This is a genomic window from Embleya sp. NPDC001921, assembly GCF_053594475.1.
Window position 1 is genome coordinate 61,155 of record NZ_JBSFEO010000045.1, and the last position, 26,032, is coordinate 87,186.

General features: G+C 69.7%; 24 protein-coding genes, 1 tRNA gene and 1 pseudogene. 10 read left to right on the top strand and 16 right to left on the bottom strand.

Going from position 1 to position 26,032, the window contains the following annotated elements; translation table 11 throughout:
- Positions 1-67 precede the first annotated feature (67 nt).
- Entirely contained in the window at positions 68-511 is a 444-nt protein-coding gene (locus ACWCPW_RS39200; RefSeq protein ID WP_449766371.1) for a winged helix-turn-helix transcriptional regulator, read from the bottom strand.
- 134 nt (positions 512-645) lie between these two features.
- Between ACWCPW_RS39200 and ACWCPW_RS39205 the strand changes: the two genes are divergently transcribed.
- Positions 646-1,506: an SDR family oxidoreductase gene (locus ACWCPW_RS39205; RefSeq protein WP_449766372.1), complete on the top strand. Its 861-nt coding sequence runs from the start codon at positions 646-648 to the stop codon at positions 1,504-1,506.
- Positions 1,507-1,554: 48 nt separating this feature from the next.
- Here the strand turns inward: ACWCPW_RS39205 and ACWCPW_RS39210 are convergent, their stop codons facing one another.
- The gene (locus ACWCPW_RS39210) at positions 1,555-2,421 is read right to left on the bottom strand and encodes a helix-turn-helix domain-containing protein (RefSeq protein ID WP_449766373.1); all 867 of its coding nucleotides are present in this window, start codon (positions 2,419-2,421) and stop codon (positions 1,555-1,557) included.
- Positions 2,422-2,685: 264 nt separating this feature from the next.
- Between ACWCPW_RS39210 and ACWCPW_RS39215 the strand changes: the two genes are divergently transcribed.
- The gene (locus tag ACWCPW_RS39215) at positions 2,686-3,114 is read left to right on the top strand and encodes an SRPBCC family protein (RefSeq protein WP_449766374.1); all 429 of its coding nucleotides are present in this window, start codon (positions 2,686-2,688) and stop codon (positions 3,112-3,114) included.
- Positions 3,115-3,134: 20 nt separating this feature from the next.
- On the opposite strand, the gene ACWCPW_RS39220 is transcribed toward ACWCPW_RS39215, so the two are convergent.
- Positions 3,135-4,310, bottom strand: coding sequence for a macrolide family glycosyltransferase (locus ACWCPW_RS39220; protein WP_449766375.1), 1,176 nt, complete (start codon positions 4,308-4,310; stop codon positions 3,135-3,137).
- 229 nt (positions 4,311-4,539) lie between these two features.
- Positions 4,540-5,364: an NAD(P)H-dependent oxidoreductase gene (locus ACWCPW_RS39225; protein ID WP_449766376.1), complete on the bottom strand. Its 825-nt coding sequence runs from the start codon at positions 5,362-5,364 to the stop codon at positions 4,540-4,542.
- A gap of 191 nt (positions 5,365-5,555) precedes the next feature.
- Here ACWCPW_RS39225 and ACWCPW_RS39230 point away from each other — a divergent pair, with 191 nt between their 5' ends.
- Entirely contained in the window at positions 5,556-6,563 is a 1,008-nt protein-coding gene (locus tag ACWCPW_RS39230) for a helix-turn-helix transcriptional regulator (protein ID WP_449766377.1), read from the top strand.
- An 81-nt stretch (positions 6,564-6,644) separates the two neighbouring features.
- Here the strand turns inward: ACWCPW_RS39230 and ACWCPW_RS39235 are convergent, their stop codons facing one another.
- Both ACWCPW_RS39235 and ACWCPW_RS39240 read right to left on the bottom strand, forming a co-directional pair.
- Positions 6,645-7,064: an SgcJ/EcaC family oxidoreductase gene (locus ACWCPW_RS39235; RefSeq protein ID WP_449766378.1), complete on the bottom strand. Its 420-nt coding sequence runs from the start codon at positions 7,062-7,064 to the stop codon at positions 6,645-6,647.
- Positions 7,065-7,097: 33 nt separating this feature from the next.
- Entirely contained in the window at positions 7,098-7,700 is a 603-nt protein-coding gene (locus ACWCPW_RS39240; RefSeq protein ID WP_449766379.1) for a CGNR zinc finger domain-containing protein, read from the bottom strand.
- A gap of 199 nt (positions 7,701-7,899) precedes the next feature.
- Between ACWCPW_RS39240 and ACWCPW_RS39245 the strand changes: the two genes are divergently transcribed.
- Complete coding sequence (locus tag ACWCPW_RS39245) at positions 7,900-9,312, top strand: MFS transporter (protein ID WP_449766380.1); 1,413 nt, start codon at positions 7,900-7,902, stop codon at positions 9,310-9,312.
- An 84-nt stretch (positions 9,313-9,396) separates the two neighbouring features.
- Here ACWCPW_RS39245 and ACWCPW_RS39250 read toward each other — a convergent pair whose 3' ends face one another.
- Positions 9,397-9,894: a MarR family winged helix-turn-helix transcriptional regulator gene (locus tag ACWCPW_RS39250; RefSeq protein WP_449766381.1), complete on the bottom strand. Its 498-nt coding sequence runs from the start codon at positions 9,892-9,894 to the stop codon at positions 9,397-9,399.
- Between the two features lie 217 nt (positions 9,895-10,111).
- Between ACWCPW_RS39250 and ACWCPW_RS39255 the strand changes: the two genes are divergently transcribed.
- On the top strand, positions 10,112-11,785 hold the full coding sequence (locus ACWCPW_RS39255) for an MFS transporter (protein WP_449766382.1): 1,674 nt from the start codon (positions 10,112-10,114) through the stop codon (positions 11,783-11,785).
- A 110-nt stretch (positions 11,786-11,895) separates the two neighbouring features.
- Here the strand turns inward: ACWCPW_RS39255 and ACWCPW_RS39260 are convergent, their stop codons facing one another.
- The gene (locus tag ACWCPW_RS39260; protein WP_449766383.1) at positions 11,896-13,266 is read right to left on the bottom strand and encodes an MFS transporter; all 1,371 of its coding nucleotides are present in this window, start codon (positions 13,264-13,266) and stop codon (positions 11,896-11,898) included.
- Positions 13,267-13,558: 292 nt separating this feature from the next.
- Here ACWCPW_RS39260 and ACWCPW_RS39265 point away from each other — a divergent pair, with 292 nt between their 5' ends.
- Complete coding sequence (locus ACWCPW_RS39265) at positions 13,559-14,005, top strand: winged helix-turn-helix transcriptional regulator (protein ID WP_449766384.1); 447 nt, start codon at positions 13,559-13,561, stop codon at positions 14,003-14,005.
- 397 nt (positions 14,006-14,402) lie between these two features.
- Positions 14,403-14,475, top strand: a tRNA-Lys gene (locus tag ACWCPW_RS39270).
- A gap of 320 nt (positions 14,476-14,795) precedes the next feature.
- On the opposite strand, the pseudogene ACWCPW_RS39275 reads toward ACWCPW_RS39270, so the two are convergent.
- From ACWCPW_RS39275 to ACWCPW_RS39285, 3 genes and pseudogenes are all read right to left on the bottom strand, one after another.
- Positions 14,796-14,957 (bottom strand): annotated as a pseudogene (locus ACWCPW_RS39275) (tyrosine-type recombinase/integrase); the annotation flags it as partial.
- Positions 14,891-16,171, bottom strand: coding sequence for a site-specific integrase (locus tag ACWCPW_RS39280; RefSeq protein WP_449766385.1), 1,281 nt, complete (start codon positions 16,169-16,171; stop codon positions 14,891-14,893). The gene ACWCPW_RS39280 and the pseudogene ACWCPW_RS39275, both read right to left, overlap by 67 nt.
- Positions 16,168-17,013 (bottom strand): helix-turn-helix domain-containing protein, encoded by an 846-nt coding sequence (locus ACWCPW_RS39285; RefSeq protein WP_449766386.1) that lies wholly within the window; start codon positions 17,011-17,013, stop codon positions 16,168-16,170. Before ACWCPW_RS39285 ends, ACWCPW_RS39280 begins: the two co-directional genes overlap by 4 nt.
- Positions 17,014-17,111: 98 nt before the next feature.
- On the opposite strand from ACWCPW_RS39285, the gene ACWCPW_RS39290 reads away from it, so the two are divergent.
- From ACWCPW_RS39290 to ACWCPW_RS39300, 3 genes are all read left to right on the top strand, one after another.
- A complete protein-coding gene (locus ACWCPW_RS39290) occupies positions 17,112-17,369 on the top strand; it encodes a hypothetical protein (protein WP_449766387.1) in 258 nt (85 codons plus the stop codon).
- Between the two features lie 204 nt (positions 17,370-17,573).
- The gene (locus tag ACWCPW_RS39295; protein ID WP_449766388.1) at positions 17,574-19,043 is read left to right on the top strand and encodes a DUF3631 domain-containing protein; all 1,470 of its coding nucleotides are present in this window, start codon (positions 17,574-17,576) and stop codon (positions 19,041-19,043) included.
- A gap of 318 nt (positions 19,044-19,361) precedes the next feature.
- Positions 19,362-19,808 (top strand): hypothetical protein, encoded by a 447-nt coding sequence (locus ACWCPW_RS39300; protein WP_449766389.1) that lies wholly within the window; start codon positions 19,362-19,364, stop codon positions 19,806-19,808.
- Here the strand turns inward: ACWCPW_RS39300 and ACWCPW_RS39305 are convergent.
- From ACWCPW_RS39305 to ACWCPW_RS39325, 5 genes are all read right to left on the bottom strand, one after another.
- Positions 19,780-20,541 carry a hypothetical protein gene (locus ACWCPW_RS39305; protein ID WP_449766390.1) on the bottom strand — a complete coding sequence of 254 codons (762 nt, stop codon included), beginning with the start codon at positions 20,539-20,541 and terminating at the stop codon, positions 19,780-19,782. The two genes, ACWCPW_RS39300 and ACWCPW_RS39305, sit on opposite strands and share 29 nt — an antisense overlap.
- A 220-nt stretch (positions 20,542-20,761) precedes the next feature.
- On the bottom strand, positions 20,762-21,406 hold the full coding sequence (locus tag ACWCPW_RS39310) for a hypothetical protein (protein WP_355534407.1): 645 nt from the start codon (positions 21,404-21,406) through the stop codon (positions 20,762-20,764).
- 177 nt (positions 21,407-21,583) lie between these two features.
- Entirely contained in the window at positions 21,584-22,495 is a 912-nt protein-coding gene (locus tag ACWCPW_RS39315; protein ID WP_449766391.1) for a phospholipase D family protein, read from the bottom strand.
- Positions 22,492-24,360, bottom strand: a complete 1,869-nt coding sequence (locus ACWCPW_RS39320; protein ID WP_449766392.1) for an ATP-binding protein — start codon at positions 24,358-24,360, stop codon at positions 22,492-22,494. Before ACWCPW_RS39320 ends, ACWCPW_RS39315 begins: the two co-directional genes overlap by 4 nt.
- Positions 24,357-25,985 carry a DEAD/DEAH box helicase gene (locus tag ACWCPW_RS39325; RefSeq protein WP_449766393.1) on the bottom strand — a complete coding sequence of 543 codons (1,629 nt, stop codon included), beginning with the start codon at positions 25,983-25,985 and terminating at the stop codon, positions 24,357-24,359. Before ACWCPW_RS39325 ends, ACWCPW_RS39320 begins: the two co-directional genes overlap by 4 nt.
- Positions 25,986-26,032 lie beyond the last annotated feature (47 nt).

Consider the following 26,032-nt stretch of genomic DNA (forward strand, 5'->3'; position numbering starts at 1 on the left):
ACGAGCGTGACCCTCGTGCTCCCGACCCCTCGGTCGTCTCCGCGGCCGGCGGCCGGGCGCGGGGCGCTCAGGCGTGCGTGCGGTCGTACTCCTCGCGCGCGATCAGCACCTGCTCCATGTGGCCTTCCAGGTGCTTGATCAGGTCGAGCAGCTTGGCGGCCGTCGCGGCGCCCAGTTCGGTGAGCGTGTACTCCACCCGGGGCGGGATCGCGCTGTGCACCTCGCGAAGCACGAAGCCGTCCCGCTCCAGCGCCTGCAAGGTCTGCGCCAGCATCTTCTCGCTGACCCCGTCGACCCTGCGGCGCAGCGCGTTGAACCGCATCGGGCCGTCGTACAGCCCGCCCAGGACCAGCACACCCCAGCGGCCGGTGATGTGCTCCATGGCCGCACGCGAGACGCACGCCTTCGCGAACACGTCGAACTCGAACTCCGGGGTCGGGTCCGGCCCGGTCTCGGTCTCGGTCTCCATCGCTGCCCCCTTCGTCGTGTGCGTCTGCGGCTGCGTCTGCATGCATTGAGGCTACCTCCGAGTCAGCACTTTCGAAAGAGCTGCACTATCCCAACGCTTGCGCTTTCGAAAAGTTAGTGCAATCGTTTGGACAGCGGCCGGACGACGGGTTCGGCGCGGAAGAGAGGAAGCTCGCCATGATCGTCGTCACCGGAGCCACCGGGCAGTTCGGCCGCCTCGTCATCGACGCCCTGCTGGAGCGCGGCACACCCGCCGCGGAGATCGTCGCCGCGGTACGTACGCCGGCCAAGGCCGCCGACCTCGCCGCCCGCGGGGTCGAGGTGCGCGAGGCGGACTACGAACGGCCCGAGACGCTGGTTCCGGCCTTCACCGGCGCGGACAAGCTGCTGTTCGTGTCCTCCAACGGTCCCGAGGCGGACCGGATCGCCCAGCACACCGCCGTGGTCGCCGCCGCCGTCGAGGCGCGGGTCGGACAGTTGATCTACACCTCCATCTACGCCGCGAGCGACAGCCCGCTGGGCCTGTCCCGGGTGCACCGCGACACCGAGGCGCGGATCGCGGCCACCGGCCTGCCCACCGTGCTGCTGCGCAACGGCTGGTACACCGAGAACTACACCGGCTCGCTGGCCGGCGCCGTCGAGCGCGGCGCGGTCGCGGGCTCCGCCGGCGAGGGCCGGATCGCGTCCGCCTCGCGTGCCGACTTCGCCGAGGCCGCGGCCGTCGTGCTGCGGAGCGACGACCAGGCCGGGAAGGTGTACGAGCTCACCGGCGACAACAACTGGAGCCTGGCCGACCTGGCCGCCGAGACGGCGAAGCAGAGCGGCAAGGAGATCGCGTACGCGAACCTGCCGGCCGAGCAGTACACCGAGATACTCAACGGCGTCGGCCTCCCGCCGTTCCTCGTCGAGCTGATCGTGGACGCCGACATCCAGATCGCCGACGGCGCGCTCGCCGGCATCACCGGCGACCTGTCCGGCCTGCTCGGTCGCCCGACCACGCCGCTCGCGGACACGGTCGCGCTCGCGCTCAAGGGCTGACGCACGCCCGCTCCGACGCCTCCCGACCCGAAACGCCCCGAGCACGGCTCAAGCCGACGCCCGGGGCGCTTCGGGCGCTTGGCACGCTCTTGGCACTTCGGGCGGCGGCACCGGAGCGAGCAATCGCCGGAGCGCGGTGGGGGTGTAACCGAGCTCCTTCCGCACGGTCCGGGAAAGGTGCGCCTGGTCGGCGAAACCGAGGTCGACGGCGAGCACGGCCAGGCCGACCTCGCCGGCCTCCAGCCGATCCAGCACCGAGCCGAGCCGAACCCGGTTCCGGTACCGGGTGATCGAGACGCCCATCTCCCGGGAGAACACCCGACTCAGCCGGAACGGTGACACCCCGATCGACTCGGCCAGCGAGAACAAGGCGCCGGAGGCGGCGTCGCCGGTCGTGATCGCCTCGCGCGCCGCCGCGACCAGTCGCCGATCGTCGGGCGCCGACGCGACCGGAAGCGGTCGCGCCGCCGCCCGGTCGACCGCGTGCCGAATCAGGGTCAGCACCTGTTCGGCCAGCGCGTAGTCGACATTGCTGTCCTCGGCGGCCGACAAGCACCGCCGGTGCGCGAGGTCGAGCGCCGCGTCGACATACAGCGCCGAGCACGCGGGGCGGCGACCCGGCTCGCCCGCCGCATCCGCCCACAGTTCCGGCGCGACCCGCACGGACGTACACACGTCGCCACCGGCGGGGTGCGCGAACCGCTCCTCCTGCTTCGGGACGCCGACATAACCGACGGTCGGATCCAGGTCGACGTCGACACCGTCGACCCAACGCCGAAATCGACCACTGCGCACAAGCACGATCCGGTGGTCGTCACGCTCCTCGGGCGACGTCCAGTCCCGATGGTCACTCCGGCACCGCACCGCACTCACCACGAACGCGGGCCGATCGACGACATCAACGACGGACAACACACCTCCACGCTACGCCCGCCCCCCGACACCACTCCCCGCACCAGCCCCCTCCACGCACCTCGCCCGAACGGGTACCGGACACCACGCTCGCGCCACCTTGGTCCACGCCCCACGCAGCCCCCGCGGTCACCCCGCCCCCACCCGCGACCCGCGTTGACCCGCGCCCCGCGCAAGGATGTTCAAGACCCGGGGGCGGATGGACGGCAGGCTCGGAGTGGGCGTGTATCGCGCCTTTGAAGTTTCGATCCGGACCGGAGGACTGCCATGACGCGCATCCAAGAAGAGCGCACCGTCGAAGCCGACGCCGATGACGTCTGGGCGATCATCGGCGAGTTCGAGTCGGGGCCCGTGCGGATGGCTCCGGGGTTCGTCGTGGACAGTCGGCTCGAGGAGCCGGGCACACGATTCGTCACCTTCGCCAACGGCATGACCGCCCGCGAGCGCCTGATCGGGATCGATGCCCGGGAGCGCAGCTTCACCTACGCGGTGATCGGCGGCAGTGTCACGCCCACCCACGACCGGGCGACCATGCGGGTGCGGCCGACGGCCGAGGGCCGCTGCGTCTTCAGTTGGACCCGCGACGTGCTTCCCGACGGTGTCGTGGAGCCGATGCGGCAGGCGATGGCGTACGGCGCGGACCTGATCAAGCTCACCATGGAGGACCTGGCCAAGGCGGCCGGCCGAGCAGGTTGAGCCCGGCCGGCCACCCGGATTCAGCCCAGTTCGGCCTCGATCAGGTCGGCCGCACGGCGGGTACCGCCCTCCGCGAGGGCATCGGCCCGCAGTGCGGCCGAGCGCGCGGCCACCTCCGGGTCCGAGGTCAGCGCGAGGAGCGCTTCGCGCAGGGCTTCCGGCGTGGCGTCCTCGGTGTCCAGGCGGCGGGCCACGCCCAGTTCGACCAGCCGATCCGCGTTGCCGAACTGGTCGACGCCCTGCGGTACGGCGATCATCGGCACACCGGTGATCAGTCCTTCGCCGCTGCCACCCATCCCCGCGTGCGTGACGAACGCGTCGGCCTGCCGCAGGATGGCCAACTGCGGCACCCAGGAGTGCAGTTCCACGTTGGCCGGGATTGCGCCGAGGTCCGCCGGGTCGGTGTGCCGGCCGATCTGGAGCACCACGTGCCACCCCGGCAGGTCGCCGAAGGCCGCGAGACACCGTCGATAGAACTCCCGCTGCCGGGTGAAGGCCGAGCCCAGCGAGATCAGCAGCACCCGCTCCGCGCCGACCGGGCGGGTCCACTCCCCCTGGTCCTCGCGGCGACCCGGGCACGGGCCGACGAAGTCGACCACGTCCGGGTCCACGAGTTCCGCGTTCGGCTGCATCGCGCGCGCGACGGTGGCCACCACCCGGCGCGGCCGTCCCCCGAACGCGTCCACGTCCGTGGTGGTCGCACCGGAGTCCGCCAGCCAGGCCGCGAAGCGCGCCCAATACGCGTCCGCGCCCGGCAACTGCTTCATTCCGGGCAGTACTTCGTCCTCGTACCCGCGCCAGGCCACGTACGTCGGCGACAGTTGCACCAGCGGCCGGCCCTGACGCTCGGCCAACGCGCGGGCGGCGTACGCGCCGATGTCGTAGAGGTACAGGTCCGCCGGATCGTGGTCGTACGCCGCGCGCAGTTGCGGCAGCGCCTGGATCGCGTCGTCCAGGAACACACCCATCGCGGCGATCGCGTCGGCCGGCCAGTCGTTGTCGACGACCGGCAGTGTGGAGCGGTACGGCACGAACTCGGCGCCGGTCGGCGCGATCAGTTCGGCGACGGCGGGGTCGTTGGCGTAGCTGACGCGGTGCCCGCGATCGGCCAGTTCGCGGATGACTTCGAGGCTGGGCAGGACATGGCTGACGGCGGGGATGCCGATCATCGCGATGTGCGCACGGCGACGTGACATGAGAGTTCTCGTTTCGGATCTACGGCGGGTGGACACGGCAGCCCGACCACCCGGGCGTCGGCGCACGATGCGAGCGCCACCCGGTGCGGGCCGATCGAGGGCACGGCCCTCGCCGGTGTCAGCCGTAGAACTGAAGGAAGTACATCCCTCGACGATATCCCGAGCACTCGGCACCGACCAACCGACTTTCCGGATCGCACTCATCCGGCCGCATCGGTCGCCGTCCGGGTCACGCGGGCCGCACGTGCAGATCCGTTCCGGTCGTCCCCGCCGCCTCGACACCCGGCAGCAGCCGCATGTCTTGGTCGTAGTCGCCGCCGACCAGCGACCGGAACGCCACCGGCTCGTCGGTGAAGAGCCCGTCGAGGCGCCGCGCGTACTCCAGCTTCGCCGCCTCGAACCGCTCCTCCGACACGTCGTTCGCGCCGAATATCGCGAACGGTTCCAGCGGCGCCATGCCGGCGAACCAGAACAGGCCGTGCTGCACCGGGTACAGCAGATCCGCCAACCGCCCGTGGATACCCCGGTCGGAGAACGCCGACTCCCGGGCACCGGCCGTCACCGACACCAACGCGCGCCGCCCGGCCAGCGTGCCTTCGCTGTACGGCGGCGGGACCGCCGGGCCGTAGCCGAATCCGGCGGTGAACACCCGGTCGATCCAGCCCTTCATGATCGCGGGCACCGAGAACCACCACATCGGGAACTGCAGGATCACCGCGTCCGACCAGCGCACCTTCTCCTGCTCGGCGGCGATGTCCGCCGCCAACAGCCCCGCCAGCGTGGCCTGCTCCGAGTCTGCCATCACTGCGAACCGCTGTTCCGGGTCCCGGCTCGGGAAGTCCTCGGCGTCCACACTCGCCTTCCACTTCATCGCGTAGAGGTCGGACACCCGTACCTCGTGGCCCGCGGCGCGCAGTTCCTCGACCGCGAAGGCGGCCAAGGCGGCGTTGAGCGACCGGGGTTCCGGGTGGGCGCTGACGACGAGGATCTTCTTCGGCTCCTCGGTCCGGATGAGCCGGCCGGGCTGCTGCGACTGCGACGTGGTTTCGGTCATGGCGCAACGCTCTCCCGGACGTGGCGGGGCAGCCAGTACCCGGTTCAACCGGCGGAATGCCGTTCCTGGTATTGCGAAGACCAGGAACGGGAGCGGGCCGAACGCACAGGCGCGGGACGGGCCGCGATGCCGGTGTGCCGGGACACGCACGCACCGCCCGGGTGCCGCGAGGGCCACGCATACTGGACCACATGAACGGCGTGAACCGCACCGAGCGCACCGAGCGCACCGGCGACATCGAAAACCGCACCTCGGGGGGCGTCGACGGTGTCGGCGACACCCGGCGCGCGCTCGGCGGCTTCCTGCGTGCTCGCCGTGAGCGGATCGCCCCGGAGAACGTCGGACTCGTCGGCGGCGGTCGGCGGCGGGTACGCGGGCTGCGTCGCGAGGAGTTGGCCCAGCTCGCCGGGATCAGCGTGGACTACTACGTCCGGCTCGAACAGGGTCAGGCCACCCAGCCCTCCCCCGAGGTGCTGGACGCGCTCGCCAGGGCGCTCGGCCTCGACCCGGCCGAGCGCCGGCACCTCACCACACTGACCTCCGCCAGGCGCGATCCCGCACCCGCGACCCGGGTCAGCCCGCTGCTGCAACAGGTCCTGGACTCGATGGCCCGGTTGCCGGCCTTCGTGACGAACCATCGCCTCGACGTGGTGGCCTGGAACGACCTGGGCGCCGAACTGGTCGGCGGCCTGGCCGACCCGGGCCGCCGGGATCCGAACAACGCCCGGTACTTCTTTCTCGACCCCGGCTCCCGAGTCGTCTTCCCCGAGTGGGAGGAGCGGGCGGGGGACGCGGTGGGCCAGCTCCGAGTCGCCGCCGGGCTCTACCCGGGCGACCCGGAACTGGCCGAGCTGATCGCCGAACTGTCCGCGCACAGCGCCGACTTCCGGCGGATCTGGGCGACCGGCAAGGTGCTGATGTGCTCGGCGGGCCGCAAGCAGGTGCGACACCCGCGGATCGGCCTGATGCACCTGGACTACGAGACGTTGCGGGTACCCGTCCCGTCCGGCGAGACCGGCCTCGAAATCCACATCTTCTGCGCCCCCGAGCACAGCCCGGACGCCCGGGCCCTCGCCGAACTGGCCACGATCACGGCGACGGCGACGGCGCCGACATCGGCATCGGCGTCGGCATCGGCATCGGCATCGGCCGAAGACGCGACACCCGCGACGGACGCGCTCAGCCCTTCGGTCGGGTGAAGCGCACGAGACGGCCGACCGTACGCCCGCCCGGCCGCACCGCCACGCGCACCAACATCCGCGCCGCCCGTCCGTCTCGGCTCACACGTCGAGGATCTCCGTGTTCTGGCAGGCGACCAAGAGCCATCGTCCCGCCTCCTTCGCCATGACATAGAGCGGTGTGCCCGGGTTCCCGATGGGGCGACCGTCGAGCGTCAGGTACTGGGCGTGCACCTTGACGGCGGCGACGTCGGGGCGGATGAACAGCACGTCCACCACCTCGTACGTCACCGTCGAGTCCCGCATGGCTCCGGGGAGCACGCGGTGCGTGAAGTCCGAAATCTCGTCGCGGCCCGTGAGGCGCTTGCCGTGGCCCGTCGTCCAGATCGCGTCGGCCCGGAACAGGCCGACGAACTCATCGGGCAGCTCGTTGCGTTGGGAGTGTTCGACCGTCGCGACCACCTGCTTGATCGCCGCGATGTCGACTTCCCGCACCGGCCCGTTGCCATCGTTCGTAGTCATGCGAACAGCCTGCAACTTCAACCGCACTTGAGATCAAGCGGTCGCAGGACCGATCGTTTCCCCGTCCGCCGCGTCCTGCTTTCGAGGCGACGGGGCGTGCTTGGCCGCGTAGCGGCGGGCCTTGGTGCGGTTTCCGCAGACGCGCATCGAGCACCAGCGTCGGCTGCGGTTCTTGGACACATCCCAGAACACCCACGCGCAAGCGTGCTCCGGGCAGCGCTTGAGCCGGGTCGACTCGCCGGTGCCGACCAGGTCGCCCCAGGCGATCGCAAGTCGGGCCAACGCCCTTTCCACCGGTGGCAGTTCCGGACTCGGTACGAAGCGCCCGGGTTGCTCGCCGGTACCCAGCTCGAACACCACCGGCAGGGCGCGCAGCACCTCGTCTGCGTGCCCGAGCGTTTGCGGATCGGGCACGTCACCGACCGGTACGCCGAGCCTCTCGCGCAGACCGGCGCGCAGTCGTAGCGCCGCGTCGAGGTCCGCCGGGCCGAGCCCGGCACGGGGGTCGAGCAATTCCCAAGCGGCCAGCCACGCACCGAGTCGGGACGGCGTGGCCAGTTCGTCCGTACCGAGCTCGACGTCGACGGTGTTCACGAATGCCTGGATCAGCACTGCCGAAGCGGGCGCTTCGAGCATCGGGGCCTCCACGGTGCGCGTCGGGTCCGGTCGGGTCGTGCCGCGTTCGCGGCGCGTCGCGGCTTCGGTGCGGTCCGCGGATCAGTCTACTCCCGTTCTAACCGGCTATCGACTTCACCGGTTGACGGGTCGTACGCGCCGATGTCACGATCGACGCGGCGCATCAACCGGTAAAAGCCTTTGGCAGTTAGGACATGCGATGGCCCCGCAGAGCGTCCGAACCGAGCCGACCGCCCCGAAACGCGAGCGAAACCGCGACCTGCCGGCTCCCGCCGAGCCGAAGCCCCAGCCGAAACCGAAGCCCGCGCCGAACCCGACGCCGAACCCGCCCGGCACCCGGAACACCGCCGTCCTGCTGGCCTTCACCCTCGTCACCAACCTGGCGGACGGGATCACCAAGATCGCGCTGCCGGTGCTGGCCACCCGCAGTACCGGCTCCCCGGCGCTGATCTCCCTGGTCTCGCTGACCCTGACCCTGCCGTGGCTCCTGTTCGCGCTGCCCGTCGGCGTGCTGGTGGACCGCGCCGATCGGCGCAGGTTGTTGTGGCTGGCCGACGGGCTGCGTCTGCTCGCCATCGGCGGGCTGATCACGATCGTGCTCGCCGACCGGGTCTCCGTCGCCGTGCTCGCGATCGGCGGGCTGGTCCTGGGCGTGGCCGAGGTGATCGCGCTGACCTCGACCTCGGCGCTGATCCCGGCGATCGTGCCGCGTGCGGACCGGGAACGCGCCAACGCGCTGATCACCGGCACCGAGACGGCCGCCAACGAGTTCGCCGGACCGTTCGTGGGCGGCCTGCTGCTCGCCGCCGGCACCGGCCTCGCGCTCGGCGCGACCTGGGTCGCCTACCTCGCCGCGAGCCTGCTGCTGCTCCTGCTCACCGGGCGCTTCCGGGCGGTACGCCGGGCCGACCGGGGCGCGGACGGCGCTGCGGGCGAGGTGTCGACCGGTACACCCGAAGCCGGGGTCGCCGCCGGGTCCATCGGTCGGCAGATCGGCGCGGGTCTGAGCTTCCTGTGGCGCGACCGCCTGCTGCGCACGATGTCGCTCATCCTCACCGTGCTGTTCGCGAGCTGGGGCGCGTGGCTGGCCCTGATGCCGCTGGTCGCGCACGACCTGATGCGGTTGTCCCCCCGCGAGTACGGGGTCGTGCTGAGCGCGCTGGGCGTCGGCGGCCTGCTCGGCGCGGTGCTCGTCGGCCGGCTCAATCGACTGATCGGCCACCGCCGGGTGCTGCTCGCCGACCTGATCGGCACCGTCGCGATGATGGCGGTGCCGGCGGTGACCACCGACCTGTGGGCGGTGGCCGGCGCGGCCTTCGTCGGCGGCATGGGCGGCACGCTGTGGTCGGTGAACTACCGGCTGATCGGTCAGAACCTGGTGCCCGAGCACCTGATGGGCCGGTACAGCGGCGCCTCCCGGCTGCTCGGCTGGGGCGCGCTGCCGGTCGGCGCGGGCCTGATCGGCGTCCTCGCGCAGTGGTTCGGGGTACGCGCCGCGTTCCTGGTGTTCGCACTCGCCGCGGCGGCGACGATCCCGGTGTTCCTGATCGCCGTCACCGAGGAGCGGTTGGCTCCCGCGCTGCGCATGCCCGAGCCGGGTGACGCCGGGTGACGCCGGTGCGGGTGACGTCGCGAGCCGGCCGGCCCCGGCCGATCCGCGAAGCACCCGTCGAGCGGCGGTCCGGCCGGCCCCCACCTACCGCCGCGACGGCGGCTCCGGCCACATCCGGCCGGTCGGCGTATCGGGCCCGTCCACCACGGCGGTGATCGCCCGCAGGTTCGCCGCGAACGCCTCGACCTGATCGGCGCCGATCGTCAGGGCGATCAGGTCGTCGGCCTGCTTCACCAGGCGCCGTCCCTCGGCGACGCCCGCGCTGCCCGGTTCGGTCAGTTCGAGCAGGACCACCCGTTTGTGCACCGGGTGCGGTCGACGCACGATCCAGCCCACCCGTTCCAACGCGGTCATCGCGGTGGTCACGCTCTGCGGGGTGATGTGGTGCGCGCGGGCGAGGTCGGCGGCGGACATCGCACCGTTCTCGTCGAGCCGACCGGCCAGGCCGAGCTGATTGATCGAGACGCCCATGTCCTCGAGCTGTTCGTTGAGCAGCCGCTGCATGGACTGCTGGGCGCGCCAGAGCAGATGCGGCAACTGCTCGCTCCACGCGGCTTCGGCGACTTCGCGGTGAGCGGACATCGCGCGTTTCCCTTCTCCGAATGGCCCGGGTACGCACCTCGCGGGTGCCCGAGTACGCACCTCGCCGGTGCCTCGATCCCGTCACCGTAGGGCACGCCGGGAGGCGGCTCGGCATGCGACACCTTCGCAGTCGCCGAACACCATGACAGCCCACAGGCATGTTCTAAGTCTTCTGATAACTTAACAGCCTTCGAATAACTTGGAAGGCTGTCCCCTCATGTCGACGACCCCCCGGAGCGCCGGTCCGTCCGCCGCTTCGTCGCCCGCCCCGTCGGCCGCGAATTCGCCGCCGACCTCGACCGTGGCCCGCCCCGCGCTCACCGTCGTACTCGCCTGTCTGGGCGTGTTCGCCTCGTACGTGCCGATCGGCGGGGTTGCGGTGTCCCTGCCCACCATCGCGCGCGGGTTGCACGCGTCCACGAGCGACCTCCAGTGGATCAGCGACATCTTCATCCTGCCGATGGCGGCACTGATCCTGACCTTCGGCCTGATCGGCGACCTGTACGGGCGCAAGAAGGCGTTCCTGGCCGGCCTCGCCCTGCTCGCGGTCGGCTCGGCCACCAACCTCACCGCGCACAGCGTCGCCCAGGTCTGGGTGGGCCAGGCGCTGTCCGGCGCGGGCGGCGCCGCCCTGCTCACCTCCAGCCTGGCCCTGATCAGCCACGCCTATCCGGACTTCCGAGCCCGCGCCAAGGCCATCTCCGCGTGGGCCGCGTCCCTGGGCCTGGGCATGTCGCTGGGCCCGCTGCTGAGCGGGACCATCCTCGAACACGTCTCGTGGCGCTGGATCTTCGCGCCGATCGTGCTGGTCTGCCTGATCGGCGTCCTGGTCGCGGCCATCCTCCTGGAGGACTCCCGGTCGCCGCACGGCCGGGCGATCGACGTACCGGGCCAGATCGCCGCGATCATCGCGATCACCGGCCTGATCTACGGCGTGATCGAGGGCGGCACGATCGGCTGGACCGACGGCGCGGTCCTGGCCGCGTTCGCGCTCGCGGTGCTGGGCCTGGCCGCGTTCATCGTGATCGAGCACCGCTCGGCGACCCCGATGTTGTCGCTCAAGCTGTTCTCCTCGCGCTCGTTCACCGGCGCCGGTGTGGTCACCATGCTCACCATGTTCGGCCTGGTCGGGATCGTCTTCTCGCTCAGCCTGTTCTTCGGCAACGTCCAGCGGCTGAGCGCGCTCGAGATCGCCTACCGGTTCCTGCTCATCAACGGGCTCACCGTGGTGATCGGCCCGATCGTGGGCCGGTTGATGGGCCGGATCGCCTCCGGCGCCCTGCTCACCGCCGGCCTGGTGATCACCGGGATCGGCATGCTGAGCCTGAACACCCTGGAACCGGACACCGGATTCGCCGCGCTGGTCGGACCGCTCGCGGTGATCGGGGTGGGCTTCGCGTTCGTGATGACGCCGATCACCTCGGTCGCGGTGAGCAGCGTGCCGCACCACCTGGCGGGCATGGCCAGCGCGGGCAACAACACCCTGCGCCAACTCGGCGGCGCGCTCGGCCCGGCCGTCCTGGGCGCGGTGCTGACCAGCCGGATCGTCGCGGTCCTGCCGGACCACCTGGCCGCCTCGGGCCTGTCCGCCGCCGACCGCGACCACGTCGACTCGGCGGTCTCCGCCGACGGCGTCTCGGCGGCCGGTCATCTGGGCCTGGCCCCCGAGGCCACCGGAAAGGCCCTGTCCGCCGTCGGCGAGAGCTTCGCGGACGCGCTGCACCTGTGCATGACCATCGCGGGGGCGGGGATGTTCGTGGCCGCCGCGGTCACCGTGCTGACGATCGGCGTGCGCCGGCCCAAGCACCCGGGCGGCGCGACCGCGCGGCACGTACCCGCACCCGCGAGCACACCCGCCACCACCACACTCTCGACCTCCACGTCGGCGTGAATCGGCGCCGCTCGCCGATCCATACGATCGGCGAGCGGCGCCATTCCATACGATCGGCGAGCGGCGCCGTTCCAGACGCCGGCGGCCAGGGCGGGACCCGGGGCGTGTCTTCATTCCTTCGCCGGCGCTCGCCGCCTCCCGCGCAGACCGAACGCGGTGACCACCGCGCCGAGCAGCACCCCCGCCAGCGGCACGAGCAACGCCGTCCGGAAGCCGTCCAGTTCCGAGCCGGGCGCGCCGGCCAGCACCGCCGTCACGGCGGACAGGCCCAGCGCCGCGCCGAACTGGAAGGAGGTGTACAGCAGTCCGCCGGCCAGACCCTGTTCGTGCTCCTCGATGCCGTCCGTCGCCGCGATCGTGAGCGGCCCGTACGCCAGCGAGAAGGCGAGCCCGAGCAGCAGCATGGTCGGGAACATCGCCGCGTACGAGGTGTCCGCGTCGATCGACAGGAACAGCGCGTACGCGAGCGCGGCCAGCGACATCCCGCCCAGGATCACCCGCAGGTTGCCGAACCGGTCCACCAGCCGCGGCGTCACCGTCGGCGCGAGCACCGCGTCCACGCCGACCGCCAGCAGCGCGAAGCTGGTCTCCAGGGTCGACCAGCCGCGTACCTCCTGGAGGTAGAACACCGCGACGAACTGGAAGCCGAAGAACGAACCCGCGAACAACATCGCGCCCAGGTTGGCCCGCACCAACGCGCCCGAGCGCAGGATGCCGAGCCGGACCAGCGGCGCGCCGGCCCGCCGTTCGGCGGCCACGAACGCGGCCAGCAGGGCGATCCCGCCCGCGAAGACCGCGATCGTCCAGCCCCGGCCGTGCGCCGGGTGCTCCAGCCGGACCACGCCGTACACCAGCAGCAACATCGAGCCGGTCACGCTGATCGCGCCCGCGACGTCGAAGCCCTGACCGTTGCGCTCGGGTCGGCCGTCCTTGGGGATCAGCGCCGACGCCACGACCAGGATCACCGCGGCCAGCGCGACCGGTACGAAGAACACCAGACGCCAGTCGATCGCGGTCAACAGGCCGCCGATCACCAGGCCCAGCGAGAAGCCGCCCGCCGCGGTGCCCGCGTAGAACAGCAGCGCCCGATTGCGCTGCGGCCCCTCGGGGAAGCTCGTGGTGATGATGGCCAGACCGGCCGGCGTCATGAAGGCGGCCGAGGCCCCGGTCACGAAGCGCGCGACGATCAGCATCCAGCCCTCGGTGGCGAACCCGCCCAGGCCGGAGAAGACCAGGAACACGGTCAACCAGAAGAGGAACATCCGCCGCCGGCCGAGCAGATCGGCGGTACGCCCGCCCAGGAGCATGAATCCGGCGTAGGCGAGCACGTACGCGCTCATCACCCAGCTCACCGCGCCGGTGGACATGCCCAGGTCCTCGCGGATGGTCGGCAGCGCCACGTTGAGCATCGCGACGTCGATGCCCTCCAGGAAGATCGCGCCGCACAGCACGATCAACATGCCCCACGCGCGGGCGCCCATCCGTCCGGCGTCGTTCTCCCGCGGCGTGTGCGGTGCTCTCGGCGATCCCGTCCCGTCCGGAGCCGGGACGGGGGCGGGGGCGGGGACGGGGGCGGGTGGGACGGAGGCGGTAGACGAGGCGGAAGTGGTGGACGAGGACGAGGACGCGGATGCGGATGCGGATGCGGACATGCTGCAGCCCCTCGGGACGCTGGAAACGGGTGGGTGGCGTCGAGACTCCGGGTGGTCGGTTATCCGAACGAACCCGGTTCCCTCTTGTAACCACCGCCATCCTTGGGCAGCATCGTCTGCCATGGAAGAAGGCACTTCGAAGGAACCGACCCTCTGTACGAGTAACCACGACTACGACGCGCACCAGTGGGACGTCCGCGAAGGGTGCGAGGTGCGCCAGATCCTCGACCGGGTCGCCGACAAGTGGTCACTCCTGGTGATCGCGATCCTGGAGAGCCGCACACTGCGCTTCACCGAGCTGCGCCGGGCGATCGACGGGATCAGCCAGCGCATGCTCACCGTGACGCTGCGTCAGCTCGAACGCGACGGTCTGGTGCGGCGCACCGTGTACCCGGTGGTCCCGCCGCGGGTGGACTACGCGCTCACCCCGATGGGCACGACGCTGCACACCACGATCCGGTCCCTGATCACCTGGACCGAGGAGCACCAGGAACAAATCGCCCGGGCCCGGGCCGAGTACGACGCACGCGCCGACACCGACGCCCGATTGGCCTCCGCCGCCCCCTGAACCGGACGCCGCCCTCCGAACCGTGGTGAACAGTGGGCCGGCGAATCGGTCGGCGCGTGTCGGAGCACCGCGCCGGCGAGCAACGTACCGAGCACCGGCGGGCTGCCCCAACCCTCGCGCGGCACCAGGATCGTCCCGCAGACGAGCGAGGTGATACGGGATCGCCAACGAGAGCGGCATCCCGACGGCCCACCGGCCGCCCACCTGCCCTCCGGAGCGGCTCGGACACCCAGCCGCTTCGACCCGTTCGAGCCGACCGACCGACGGCCGGGCATCCCGCCCCCTCGCACTACATCCCCGCAGGTCACGGCGTGTCCGGGGATACTCGCAACATGTTCGATCCGATACCGGTACTCTGCCGGTGGGCAAAAGCGGATCACACCGCGACCACCCAACCGGGCCGTTAGCTCAATTGGCAGAGCAGCGGACTTTTAATCCGCGGGTTCAGGGTTCGATCCCCTGACGGCCCACCCGCGTCAGGGCCGACTTTAGGCTGCTGACCAGCACGAACGCCGCGCACTGCGGTCTTCTTCACGGCCCTGGACCTCTGGTCCGGGGCCGATTGCGTGAGCGGTGCGTGAGCGGACGTCCCGGCATCAGGTCCCACAGGAGCGGCCGGGGCATCACCGGCGGGCTCGGCGACCTGCTCGGCGGCGGGTTCGACCACGGCCTTCGGGGCGCGCGGGACGATCCGGCCAGCGGCCTCGGCCAGGGCCCGGTCGACCTGCGGCAGCACGCTCGTGTAGGTGTTGGCCGTCAGCACGTAGGACGCGTGGCCGAGCAACTCCTGGATGGACTTCATGTCCCCTCCCGCGGCATGGGCGATGGTCGCCGCGCCGTGCCGCAGGTCGTGTAGGCGGATCGGCGGCAGGTCGATCTCCTCGCTCAGCTTGACGAACCGCCGCGTGACGAAGTCCGGGTGCAGCCAGGAGCCGTCCTCCTTCGTGAACACGCGGCCGGTCTCGACCCACGCGTCACCCCACTCGGCGCGCTCCACGTTCTGTCGAGCACGATGCACGGCGAGCGCCTCGACCGTGGGGCGTCGATCGCGAACGTCCGCTTCCCAGCGTCGGACTTGGGCGCGTCCTCGTAGACCTCCCAGCCGTGGACGATCAGTTCGGTGACGACGGTCACGGTGGCCGCGTCGAGTCGAACCTGCGCCCAGGGCAGGCCGCACGCCTCGCCGCGACGGAGGCCCCGGAAGGCGACCAGGTGCCAGAGCGCGTACAGCCGGTCCGACTCGGCGTGGTCGAGGAACCGGCCGGTCTGCTCCGGGGTCCACACCATGACCGGCGACGGCTTCTCCCTGGTACGCCGCCACTCGGCGACGTGGTCGTCCGTCCACACCACCGGCTTGGGCCGCGCCGCGGAATCGAGATCCGCGTGGCGTGCCGGGTTGAAGGTGATCAGCTGCTCTTTGATGGCGTCGTTCAGCGCCTTGCGCAGGGTCGCGCGGATGTGCTGCCGGCTGGTCGGGCCGACCACCTTGCGGAACGGCGGCATGGCATCGATCGCCGCCTTCATGGCCTTGCGGCGAGCCCGGTTCTCGGCGCCCTTCCACGGAACGAGCGCCAGCTCCGCCACCGCGGCCTTCCGCTGTGCGGCGTTCTCCAGGATCTCGGCGTTCTCCTCCGTGATGGCGGCGAACACCTCGGTGAGCTTGCTGACGCGCAGCCGGTCGAGCCGCACATCCCCGATCCGCGGAATCAGGTGGGTGTAGACGTCGGTGGTGTAGCGGCGCACCGTACCCCGGCGAATCTGGCGCCTGGAGGCGAGCCACAACTCCAGCCACTCGCCCACAGTCATTGCTCCGCCGAGGTCGACGCCGTTGTTCAGCCGACGCCGTGTCTCCTCGACATTTGGGATAGGCGCCTTGTCGGCCGCGACCTGCACCAGGAGGTCGGTGATCGCGGCCAGGCCCTCGGGGTCGAGCGCGTCGGGAATGGCGAGCAGGGCCCGGACGTCGTCCAGGTCGGCCTGCGCCTCCTTTGCGGTGGCGTAGCCGGCGCGGTTGAAGGATCGCCGTGTGCCGTCCTCGCGGCTGGGCAGTTCCTGACGGATGGAGTAGGAGCCGTGCCTACGGCTGGTCAGCTTTGGGCACTTGGCGCCGAGCGGCTTGCCGTTGCTGTCGCGGCAGTAGCAGCGGTGGTAGGTGGAACCCTTCATTCATCCTCCGGATCAAAGAACTGCGCGTCGTCGTACTCGGGATAGTCGTCGTATTCGTCGTACTCCCCGTCCTCGGCTGCCTGGAGATCGTCCGGGTCCGGCTCATCGAAGTCCTCCTCGCCCCAGTAGCGCTCGGGGTCGACACGCTTCATCGAGAACTCGAGCTCCCTGTAGGCGTCGCCCTTCTTCTCCTGGGCCCGGACCGCGCGTCCGAGCTGCTTCGGCATCGGCGGCAGAAGGAGTCCCTCGTGGTGCAGGAACGCCCGGATACGGCGAATCCGCTCAAGCTGGGCGTCCCTGACATGCTTCTGGAAATCCGCTGCCTGTAGCGCCGCGGCCCGGTCGGCTTGGGAGTCGGCCTGCGTGGCCCGGTGTTCCTCGCTGAGGGCTCGTTGTTCGGAGTCCCGGGCGAGCCGAACAGCCACTTCGTGCTCCCGGTACAGGCGAAGCGGGCGGGCGTTCTCGTAGTAGGGGTCGCAGGCCCAGAGGTCCGTGCGTTCGCCTTGCTCGCCGGTGAACCACCGCACGGCGCCCATGAGCGGTTCTCGATCCCTGGCCGGTGCGCGGTGTGTGCCGTGCGCATGGCCGACTGGGAACAGCAGCAGGACGGGAGGTACTTCCAGCGCCTCCGCGACGACAAGCAACTCGGCCACCGAGACCGACTCCTTGCGCCCCGACTCCAGGTTCGCGATCACGTTCCGCGGCACGGGATAGCCCAGCTCCGCGCAGCGGTCGGCAAGCCGCTGCGCGCTCATACCCATCTCCTTCCGGATGCGACGGACCTCTCCCGCGATCAGGCGGGTGAGGTGGGGTTCCCATTCTGACGATTCGGATCGTGTCATGGCAACACAATAGCGGAATCACTATTGATCCCGCCGTCTGGAAACGACAGCCCCACCCGCACCATCCGCACCAACCACCGCCCACGAGAAGGAGCCCGATGAACACGCAGGAGCCCACGGCCCAGCCCCTGACCCAACGCGCGATGACCCGCACGGAACTGCTCGCCCTACCGACCTCCGTGGACCTGACCACGGCTAACCGTGCATTGGACATCGGACGGAGCACCGGCTACGCCCTCGTTCGCCAGGGCGAATACCCCTGCAAGGTGTTGCGCGCGGGCAAGCGCCTGCGGGTGGTCACCGCCGACCTGTGGGCAGTCCTGGGCGTCGCCGACGACAGGGCGCACGCGGCCTGACCTAGACGACCGTCAATGCCCTTGTGTATCCGTCACACATTTAGCTGGACTGCGGGCAAACCGACGACGTACTGTCTGGTCGCGTCGCACGGCACCGCCGCCGCCCGCACACAAAGAAAGCCCCCGGCGCTGGAACGCCGAGGGCCCACATCTCGCCTGCGTGGCCGGCCTGCAAACCCACCGCCACGAGATCAGGAGATCTCCTTGAACCCTACGCCCACCGACTCCACCGGCGCATCCCCCGATTCCCCCGCCGCAGCGCCCGCCAGCGGGCCCGAGCTGGCGCGCGCCGCACTGCGCGCCCAGCGCCCGACCTCCGCGCCCGCACAGCCGGTCCCCGGCCAAGCGCCCGGTGCGGCGCCCTGGCACACCACGCCCACCGCCCTGCCCGAGGCCACCCTCCGAGCGGCGACGACGGGCAGCGGTATGCCGGACATGCCTGCCCCGCACACCGGCTTCGACCTCGGACGCGACACGCCGGACACAAACCCGCCTACGGGTGTCGACGACGGCACGGGCGACGGCGGCCCGCACACCCACGCGGCACCGGAAGGTGCGGCGCTCCTCGACGAACTCCGGTGCGCGGTAGGCCGGTACGTGATCCTGCCGCACGAGCACGCGCTGGACGCGGTGGTGCTGTGGATCGCGGCGACGCACCTACAGCCGGCGTGGCAGCACGCGCCGCGCCTGGCGGTGGTCGGTCCGGCGAAGCGATGCGGGAAGTCCCGACTGCTGGACGTGCTGACCGAGACCGTCCACGCGCCCTTCATCACCATCAACGCCACCATCGCGGCGGTCTTCCGCTCGATCGGCACCGAGGAGCCGCCGACCCTGCTGGTCGACGAGGCGGACACCCTGTTCGGGACCGCGAAGGCGGCCGAGCGCAACGAGGAACTGCGCGGCCTGCTCAACGCCGGCCACCAGCGCAACCGACCCGCCACCCGCGTGTCCGGGCCGGAGCACAAGCCGGTCCAGTTCGCCACCTTCGCCATGGCAGCCCTCGCGGGGATCGGTGACCTCCCCGACACGATCATGGACCGATCGATCGTGCTGCGCATGCGCCGACGCGCGCCGGGCGAGAGGGTCCAGCCGTTCCGCTCCCGGCGCGACACCCCACTGCTGCACGAACTCCGGGACCGCATCGCGGCATGGCTGGCGCCGTGCACGAACGAGGCGGCGGTGATGGAGCCGGTGATGCCGGTCGAGGACCGTGCCGCCGACACGTGGGAGCCGCTGGTCGCGGTCGCCGAACTCGCGGGCGGCGCCTGGCCCGAGCGGGCACGCGCCGCCTGCACTGCGATGACCGCGTACGAAGCCGGCAACGACGACGAGGGCGGACCCAAGATCCGCATCCTCGCCGACATCCGCAAGATCTTCGCCGCCGGCGGCGACCCCACGGCCCTGTCCACCGAGCACCTCCTCACCGCGCTGCGCACCGACCCGGACGGGCCTTGGGCGGAATGGGGCAACGGCGGACTGACCGCCCGCGCCGCGCAGGTCCTCCTCAAGGACTACGGCATCACCTCGGCCACCATCCGCTTCGCCCCGGACGGAATCCAGCGCAAGGGCTTCCACCGCGCCGCCTTCACCGACGCGTGGGAGCGCTACTGCCCCGCCGGCCCTCCGGCCGAGCACGGGCCCGACGCCGACACCGGCGACCACACGGCGGCCTGACAGCACGCACCCGGGAAGGCCGTCCCCCACTCCCATGCGGGGACGGCCTACCCCGACTCCCACCACCGCCCAGGTAGCCCGTGCCGGTACGAGAGGGCGCCGCATCGAGCGAGCGGCCACCCTCGGCGACCCGTACCACCCTCATCGACGCAGGTCACAGCGACGAGGGTCGATGCCCTGGTACGAGTCGACCCGTACCAGAGGGACAACCCGTACCGCGCTGACCAGCACCGACGAGGGTGTGACGAGTCGCCGAGCGTGACCCCCGGCAGCCGGCACCTCCGCCACCCCCTCACATCTGCGTGAAAGCGAGCCCTCATGCACCCCACCCCGCGATGCGCCGGATGCGCCTGCCACCCCCGCCCGTTCGGCTGCCCACCGCCGCCCGTCGCCACCCTGTGCCCCGACGCCCTGTTCACCCTCGCCTGGGACAGCGCCGCAGCCCTGGACAAGGACATCCCCGGCTCGGAGCGCGCCGCCGCCCACCTGCTCGCCGCCCTCACCGGCACCACACCCGACCCTCTCGGCCCACACCACCACGGCGCGGCCTCCCTCATCGACCGCGCCGCCCTGCGCCGGGACCTGGCCGAGCACCTGCACGACCTCATCGACCAGTACGCCCACCACGCGCGCGTCTTCAACACCGAAGACCTGCGCGCCTCCCCCGGAGCCGACCGGTGGATCACCCCCCGACGCCACGCACAACTCGCCTGCCTGCGCACCGCACTCGCCGACATCACCGGACAGAACAGGCACGCGGCCTGACCGACAACACGCGGCCACACGCGACACTCGCCCCACCCTCAACACCCTCATCACCGCAGGTCAGCCCGCTGAGGGTCGCGCGCGTGTGACGAGTCGACCCGTACCAGACCCCGAATAGACCCGACACCTGGCAACGGCGCCCGCACCGACCAGCCGCCCCCGACCAAGGCCGCCAGCGATCCCACCCGCCCCGCTCGTCCACGCGCAGATCTGCGCAGAGACAATCCAGGCAGTCGGCACGTCGCAGCCCGAGGTCGAGCAACGGGTATTCGATCACCTCATACGCCTCGCACCTACGACGGTTGGCGCGGTGAATCTCGTCCACAGAGATACCGATGCCGACCGTTGCTGGATCGCTCTTGGTAGCGCCTGCGCCACGGAGCCACCGTCCGACAACCTTGATCTTGAAGTCCGCCGTGCAGGACCTACGACCAGGCGCGCCGTTGGCCATGCGTACCGGGATCGGGATAGAACGAGTGGCGGGTCGATTGAGACGTTGCCAAAGGGTCTCGGTGGTTCCATCGCGGCGCCGGCGATCCAGGATGCGCAGGTCGAGCCCGGCCTTGGCTGCGTACGGAGCTGCGACCTCGCGGAGGTACTTGAGGGTGCCGGGGTTCTCGCTGTCGTCACCGACGTTGGCAAACAAGAACGTTCGATAGTCGATCTTGCCGTTGGCAGCCAATGCGAGGAGGGCCGTCGACTGCACTCCGCCACCGTAAGAAATGACCTTCACGAGCTGGCTCCCCGTGCACAGCCTGTGGATGACGCGCCGCTGGCGCGGGTAGATGCCGGCGCCTGACAGATATTGCGTGACATGAGGGCCCCCTGGTGAGAGTCTGGACTCGACATGGGAGATTCTATTGATAGAATTGCCATCGTCAACTGTTTCTCCCACTAAGGGTGCCAATGCAGACGTACGAGCATGTGCTGCGCCGACGCTCGCCGGCGTGCCTCTACCGCTTCGGCCGGATCACCGTGGTGTGGCCCTCGGAGAGCACCTCGCCGAGGAAGGCGACAGCCTCGGCGTGCTCAGCGGACGTGAAACTCTGCGCCGCTGGCAGAGACTTCTTGGGCGGTCGGGGCTCCAATGCCACCTTGCGGCCCCGCGGCTTTTGCGGCGTCCGCTCACCGGCCTTCAGCCGCTCAACCTCCTCCGCAACAAGAGCCGCCCCACGCTCGTGCGCGTCCGTTACGACCGTATCGAGCAACCAGAGCGGCGACCGGGAGAGCAGGAGGTCGGCCTCGGCGATCTGTCTACGGTGTCGCCGACGAGACACGGTCTGCCTATCAACACCTAGCACCTGAGCGACCTCCTGGATCCCCAGGATGACAGGTAGCAGCTCACGGTCGTCGACGCGGTAGCCACCCGGGATGCTCGCCTGGTAGTGCTTGAGGCGTTGCTCGGCGACCTGCCGGCCCGCATGGCCGTCGAGTCGGAGGACGGTGTTCAGCAACCAGTAGGGGTTGCCGGACGCGACAAGGTCGGGCTGGCCCAGTGTTCCGTCGACGCGCCACTTCGCCGAGGTCTGACGTTTGACGCCGAACAGCTCGGCGATCTCGGCGTGGCCAAGCAGGTAGGGGATCCGCGCTACTGCCATGTCCCGGTACCTTCTCCGCCTTGCGCACCACGTCGAAGCCCTGGTTGGTGTGGGCGCCATTAAGATATCGCGCTGCCCGGGCTTTGCTGAGCCTTGGTGGCGGGCGGAGATCCTGGAGCGTGGTCCGCCGGAGCATCGAGGCTTCGCGGACCACCCTCTGCGGTGAGGTGGCTCCCTCTAGGTGAGTTCCTTGCCCTGGCGAATCTCCCAGGGGCCGACGGGCACGAGGTGGACCTCATCGAAGTAGCCCAGCCACGCTGCGATCGTCTCGACTGCGCGCTGCGCCTGCTCAGCCGTGAAGTCTCCTGTTGCGGCCAGGTCCGCCTGCGCGTCGCCCAGGTTCATCCGCCCGGCTGCCGTCAGGGCGTGCAGTTCGGGCATCGCGCGGAGGCGGGCAAGGACTGCTGAACCGAACGCCTGCTCGTCGAACCCGGGACCGATGTCGAGGTGCGCAAGATCGCGGAGTACGCCGGCGAGCACGTCGCTACCGATGTGGCGGTGGCGTCCGTTGTAGACACGGTAGAGCCGTTCCGGGTTTCGGGTCTCCGGAAGCCAGCGTGCCGGCTGCCTGTCCTGGCCTGGTACGAGGACGCGTGGGCTGTCCTCGTCGCTACGCATGAGGCTCGCCTGCTCGCGTAACTGCTCGGCCAGTTGCACCGTCCCGGGCACCGCGGCGCCCTCGATCGCATCAAGTACCCGCTGCACTTCGGGATGGGCCACGTCGGCCTCCACAAGGAGCTCGACGTTGGCTGCCGGAACTCGACCGGTGGCCTTGCCCGTGAGGTTGGCGGACCCCACGAGACAACGGTCGTCGGCCACGTACAGCTTTGCGTGCAGGTTGTGGCAGAGCAGGACGACCGCGCGGCCGTCCTGCTCTGCCAGTTCGGCGATCTCCGGGTCGGATACGCCAGCGGCGACCTCGGGTACGGACCAGCGGGTGATGCACGTGATCTTCTGGACTCCGGCGGGTATCGCGTCAAGCGCAGCCCGGAAGGTCTCCTTCTTGATGAAGGGCGCTACCAGGATGACGCTGTTGGTCGCCGTGCCCAGGAGCTGTTCGATCTGGCGCCAGACGTGGTCGGTCGTCACTCGTCGTCCTCGTCGTCGGCATCGCTGGCTCCGAGGAATTCGCTGGCGAGGCGGCCCCAGTCCTGCCGCATCTTCTTGGCGCGCTCGCGCGGCTTCTCCGGCTGCTCGTCCTCAAACCGGGCCCAGGAAATCAGCAGAAGTTTGAAAGCACCGGCTGCAGCGGTGAGGCGTTCAGCGAGCTCCTCGCGGCTCGCACCCTCGATGTCCCCGTCGAGGACAGCAATCAGGTCGTTGTAGACCGGGTGGTCCATATTGAGGGCGACCTGGAGCATGCCGGGGATGTACTCGACACTAAAGAAGGCGGGGGAGTCGGGATTGCGGCTGGTCAGGAGCCGGACATGCTTGCCCTGCGACATTGTTTCTTCGATGATGCGCTGGGCGTCGGCCGGGGTGTAGCGGTGCGTTTCGACCAGGCTCTCGTACTGGAGCTGCTTGCTCTCCTCTTCGGTGGTCTCCTCAGCGAGCTGGTCGGTCAGGCTCGGCCGGGTCTCTGCTCGTCGGCGCTTGACTGCACTCTCGGCCTGGACTTCGACCACCTCGTGGCGCTTGCGGCTCGTACCTGTGCCCTGCGTCTGGTCTTCCAGGTCGGAGCGCAGCTTGCCGAGGAGCTTCTCGCGAATGTGGTAGACGATCTCGATGAGGGGAAGGCGCGGATTTCCCTCCTCGCGCAATGCCTCCCGGAATTCGTCCCATGACAGGCCGGCCGCCTCCTCTCGCCAATTGAAGTGGGCGAGGCTGGAGAAGATCGTTGCGGACTGCTTGTTGTTGGTGACTCCGAAGACCTCGTCGAGGCCTGGCGGGAAGTCGATCTCCACCCCCCACCAACGTTCACGCGTGTCATAGGAGTTGATCCACCCGGTATCGAGATCCAGTTCCCGGTCTGCGCGTATGAGGGAGATTCCCTGATTCCGAGCTGCGTGCTTGCCCCACGGGGTGTCACCAGGCTTGAGGCTGGTCGGCACGTTCGGAGGCCACGCCTCACCTGCGATGTCGGTGCGGCGGGCGGACTGAACGGCGATCGAAGACCGGACGAAGACGGGGTACTCCTCTCCATCCACGCCCTTGACCACGAACCGCTCGACACCAACCTGGCCAACGTTTCCGGCGCCGTGAGCACGAAACATCGGCTTGCCATCGAAGGGGTGCGGAGTGGCACTCGGCGCCATGAGGTACAAAGGGTCGTTGGGGCGGGTGTCCCGGACGCCGGGCAGCTGGACCCAGCCGCGTACCGGGACAAGCTTGATCCGCTTGCCCTTCATGATCAGCCGTCGGTAAATACGACCGATCAAGCTCTCGGTGTTGGCGATAGTGGCCTCGGCACCGCGCCACTGGACCCGCTCAAGAGCGGTCCACTGCACCAGGGTGCCGGACGTGCCGAGACCTTCGGAGAGAGCCTGCCACTCGTCGGGCACAGCGTCCAGCTTGGGCTCGGGGACCTCCTCAAGCCCCTGAGAGATCTCCTGGAGGTCGAGGTAGGTATGGAGAGCGTTCTGGGGGCCGTTGGTCCAGGACCAGACGTCGACCCGGTCGCACTGCGAGATGCTGGAGTTCGGTAGGCCGACACCGAAGCGGCCGATCCCCTTGCGATCCCCACGAGTACCAGCCCCGAAGCGCAGTGACTGCCGCAGGGTCTCGGGATCCATGCCGGAGCCGTTGTCGAGGACCGCGATTTTCTCGACACGGTAGCGGGCCCGGTGGGAGGGGCGGTCCATCGACTCGACGACGAAGAGTTCGACGAGGTCAGCCTTGGCTTCAAGGCCGTTGTCGATGAGTTCGGCGATGGCATGGGCCGTCGACTTGTAGCCGCTGTCCTGCAGGGCTTTGACCGTCAGATCGGATGTGACGATCGAGTACTTGGATGTCACCGGGTGTTCCACACGTCCTCCCAGTTGGTGAATGCTTCCGCTACGTCTCCGAAGCCCGGGAGCGCGGGATCGACGACCGTGACGATGTCGCAGGTGGCGGTTCCGCCTGCCTTAGGTCCACGGATGACCCGGCCCACCATCTGGCTGTAGAGGACCAGAGACCGGGTGGGGCGGGCGATGACCACGGCACTTGCAGCAGGAGCATCGAAACCTGTGGTCAGGACGCCGAAGTTTGATAGAATCATCGGCCGAGTGCCAGGCCCCTTGAAGCGGGCGATGACCCGGTCTCGGTGTCGCGGCGAGGACTCGGCAGTTACTTGATCGGCATCGAGACCGAAGACGGAGAGAATCGCAACAAGCAGGCGGCTGTGCTCGACGGATGCAGCAAAGAGGAGGATCCGCCGGTGTCGCTCGCTGAGGTCGAGCACGGTACTGACGACCTGCAAGTTCCACTGCACGCTGTCTGCGAGCCCCGCCACCAATTTGTCGGGGATGTCGAACGAGGCGGCGAGGGCCTGCTTGTCCCGGGTGCTGAGGAGCATGCCAGAGTCAGCGGCTACGGTGCGGAAATCCGGGCGAGCGAGGTAGCCCTGCTCGATCAGGGCCGTGACGGGATTGTCGTAACCGTTGATCTTCAGCATGACCTTCTGGCGGGCGAAGAAGTCGGACAGCCGCTCGTCCTCGACAATGTCGGCCCATGTCCGTCCAGGGGTCGCGGTCAACCCCAACAAACTTGAGTCGCTACGCAGTGTGAGAGAGTCGACGACTCTGCGGTAGGTCGGGGCGATCGCCTGATGGGCTTCGTCGAAGGTGGTGAGAGTGGTGCGCACGCCGAGGCGGTCGAAGAACGTCGGGTCGGCGTTTGCTGCGGCGGTGGCCTTGTCGAGGCCGAGGACGATGAGGCCGTCCTCAATCGCAGTGAGGTCGGTCGGCGCGTCTCCCCACATCCGGGCCACGGTCACCTCGCGGTTGCCGAGTGAGGCCCATGCCTTTTCGAACTCGACTGCCGCCTGCTCCAGTAGTTCTCGTCCCCTGGCCAGCCACACCACGACGGTCGGCTCGTACCGGCGCAGGTGGTCGCTGATGAGATTCATGGCTGTGCGTGTCTTGCCGACACCAGTGGGCAGGTGCAGCACGACCCTGCGCTCTCCGGAGTAGAGCATGCGCTGGACACGTCCGGCCGCCAGTCGCTGATGGGGGAACATCCCGTACAGCGGTGCAGTGGCGCTGCGGAAGGAGACCGGTAGCTCGGGGGCGCGGTCGACGACGAGGCCGAGGAAGCCGAGAAGGGTGCGCTGCTGTTCGGTGGTCCACGGCAGGGCCGCGAGAAAGGCGCCGGAGCTCGTGGAGTGGTCGACACCGAGGCGGTCGGCGAGTTCTGCGAGCTTTTCCTCGGGCAAGAGCTGCAAGAGCTGCGTGCGCTCCTCCGGGTCGCCGATGAGTCGCTCCGGAGAAACAGCCGAGGCTGCGACCAGGCGCAGCTTCTCGTCTGTGTCTTCTCCCTTGTGCAGAAGGTCCAGTAGGTCACAGGCATGCTGGCCGAGGAGACCCCGCACATAGGAAAGAGGCGCGCTGTTCAGCACGGACGCGAAGGCAATCCCTGGAGATCCGGTCACGACGCGCATCGGCCTGTCTGTGTTCGCACACCGCGATTTGCTTCTCTAGCTCCCAC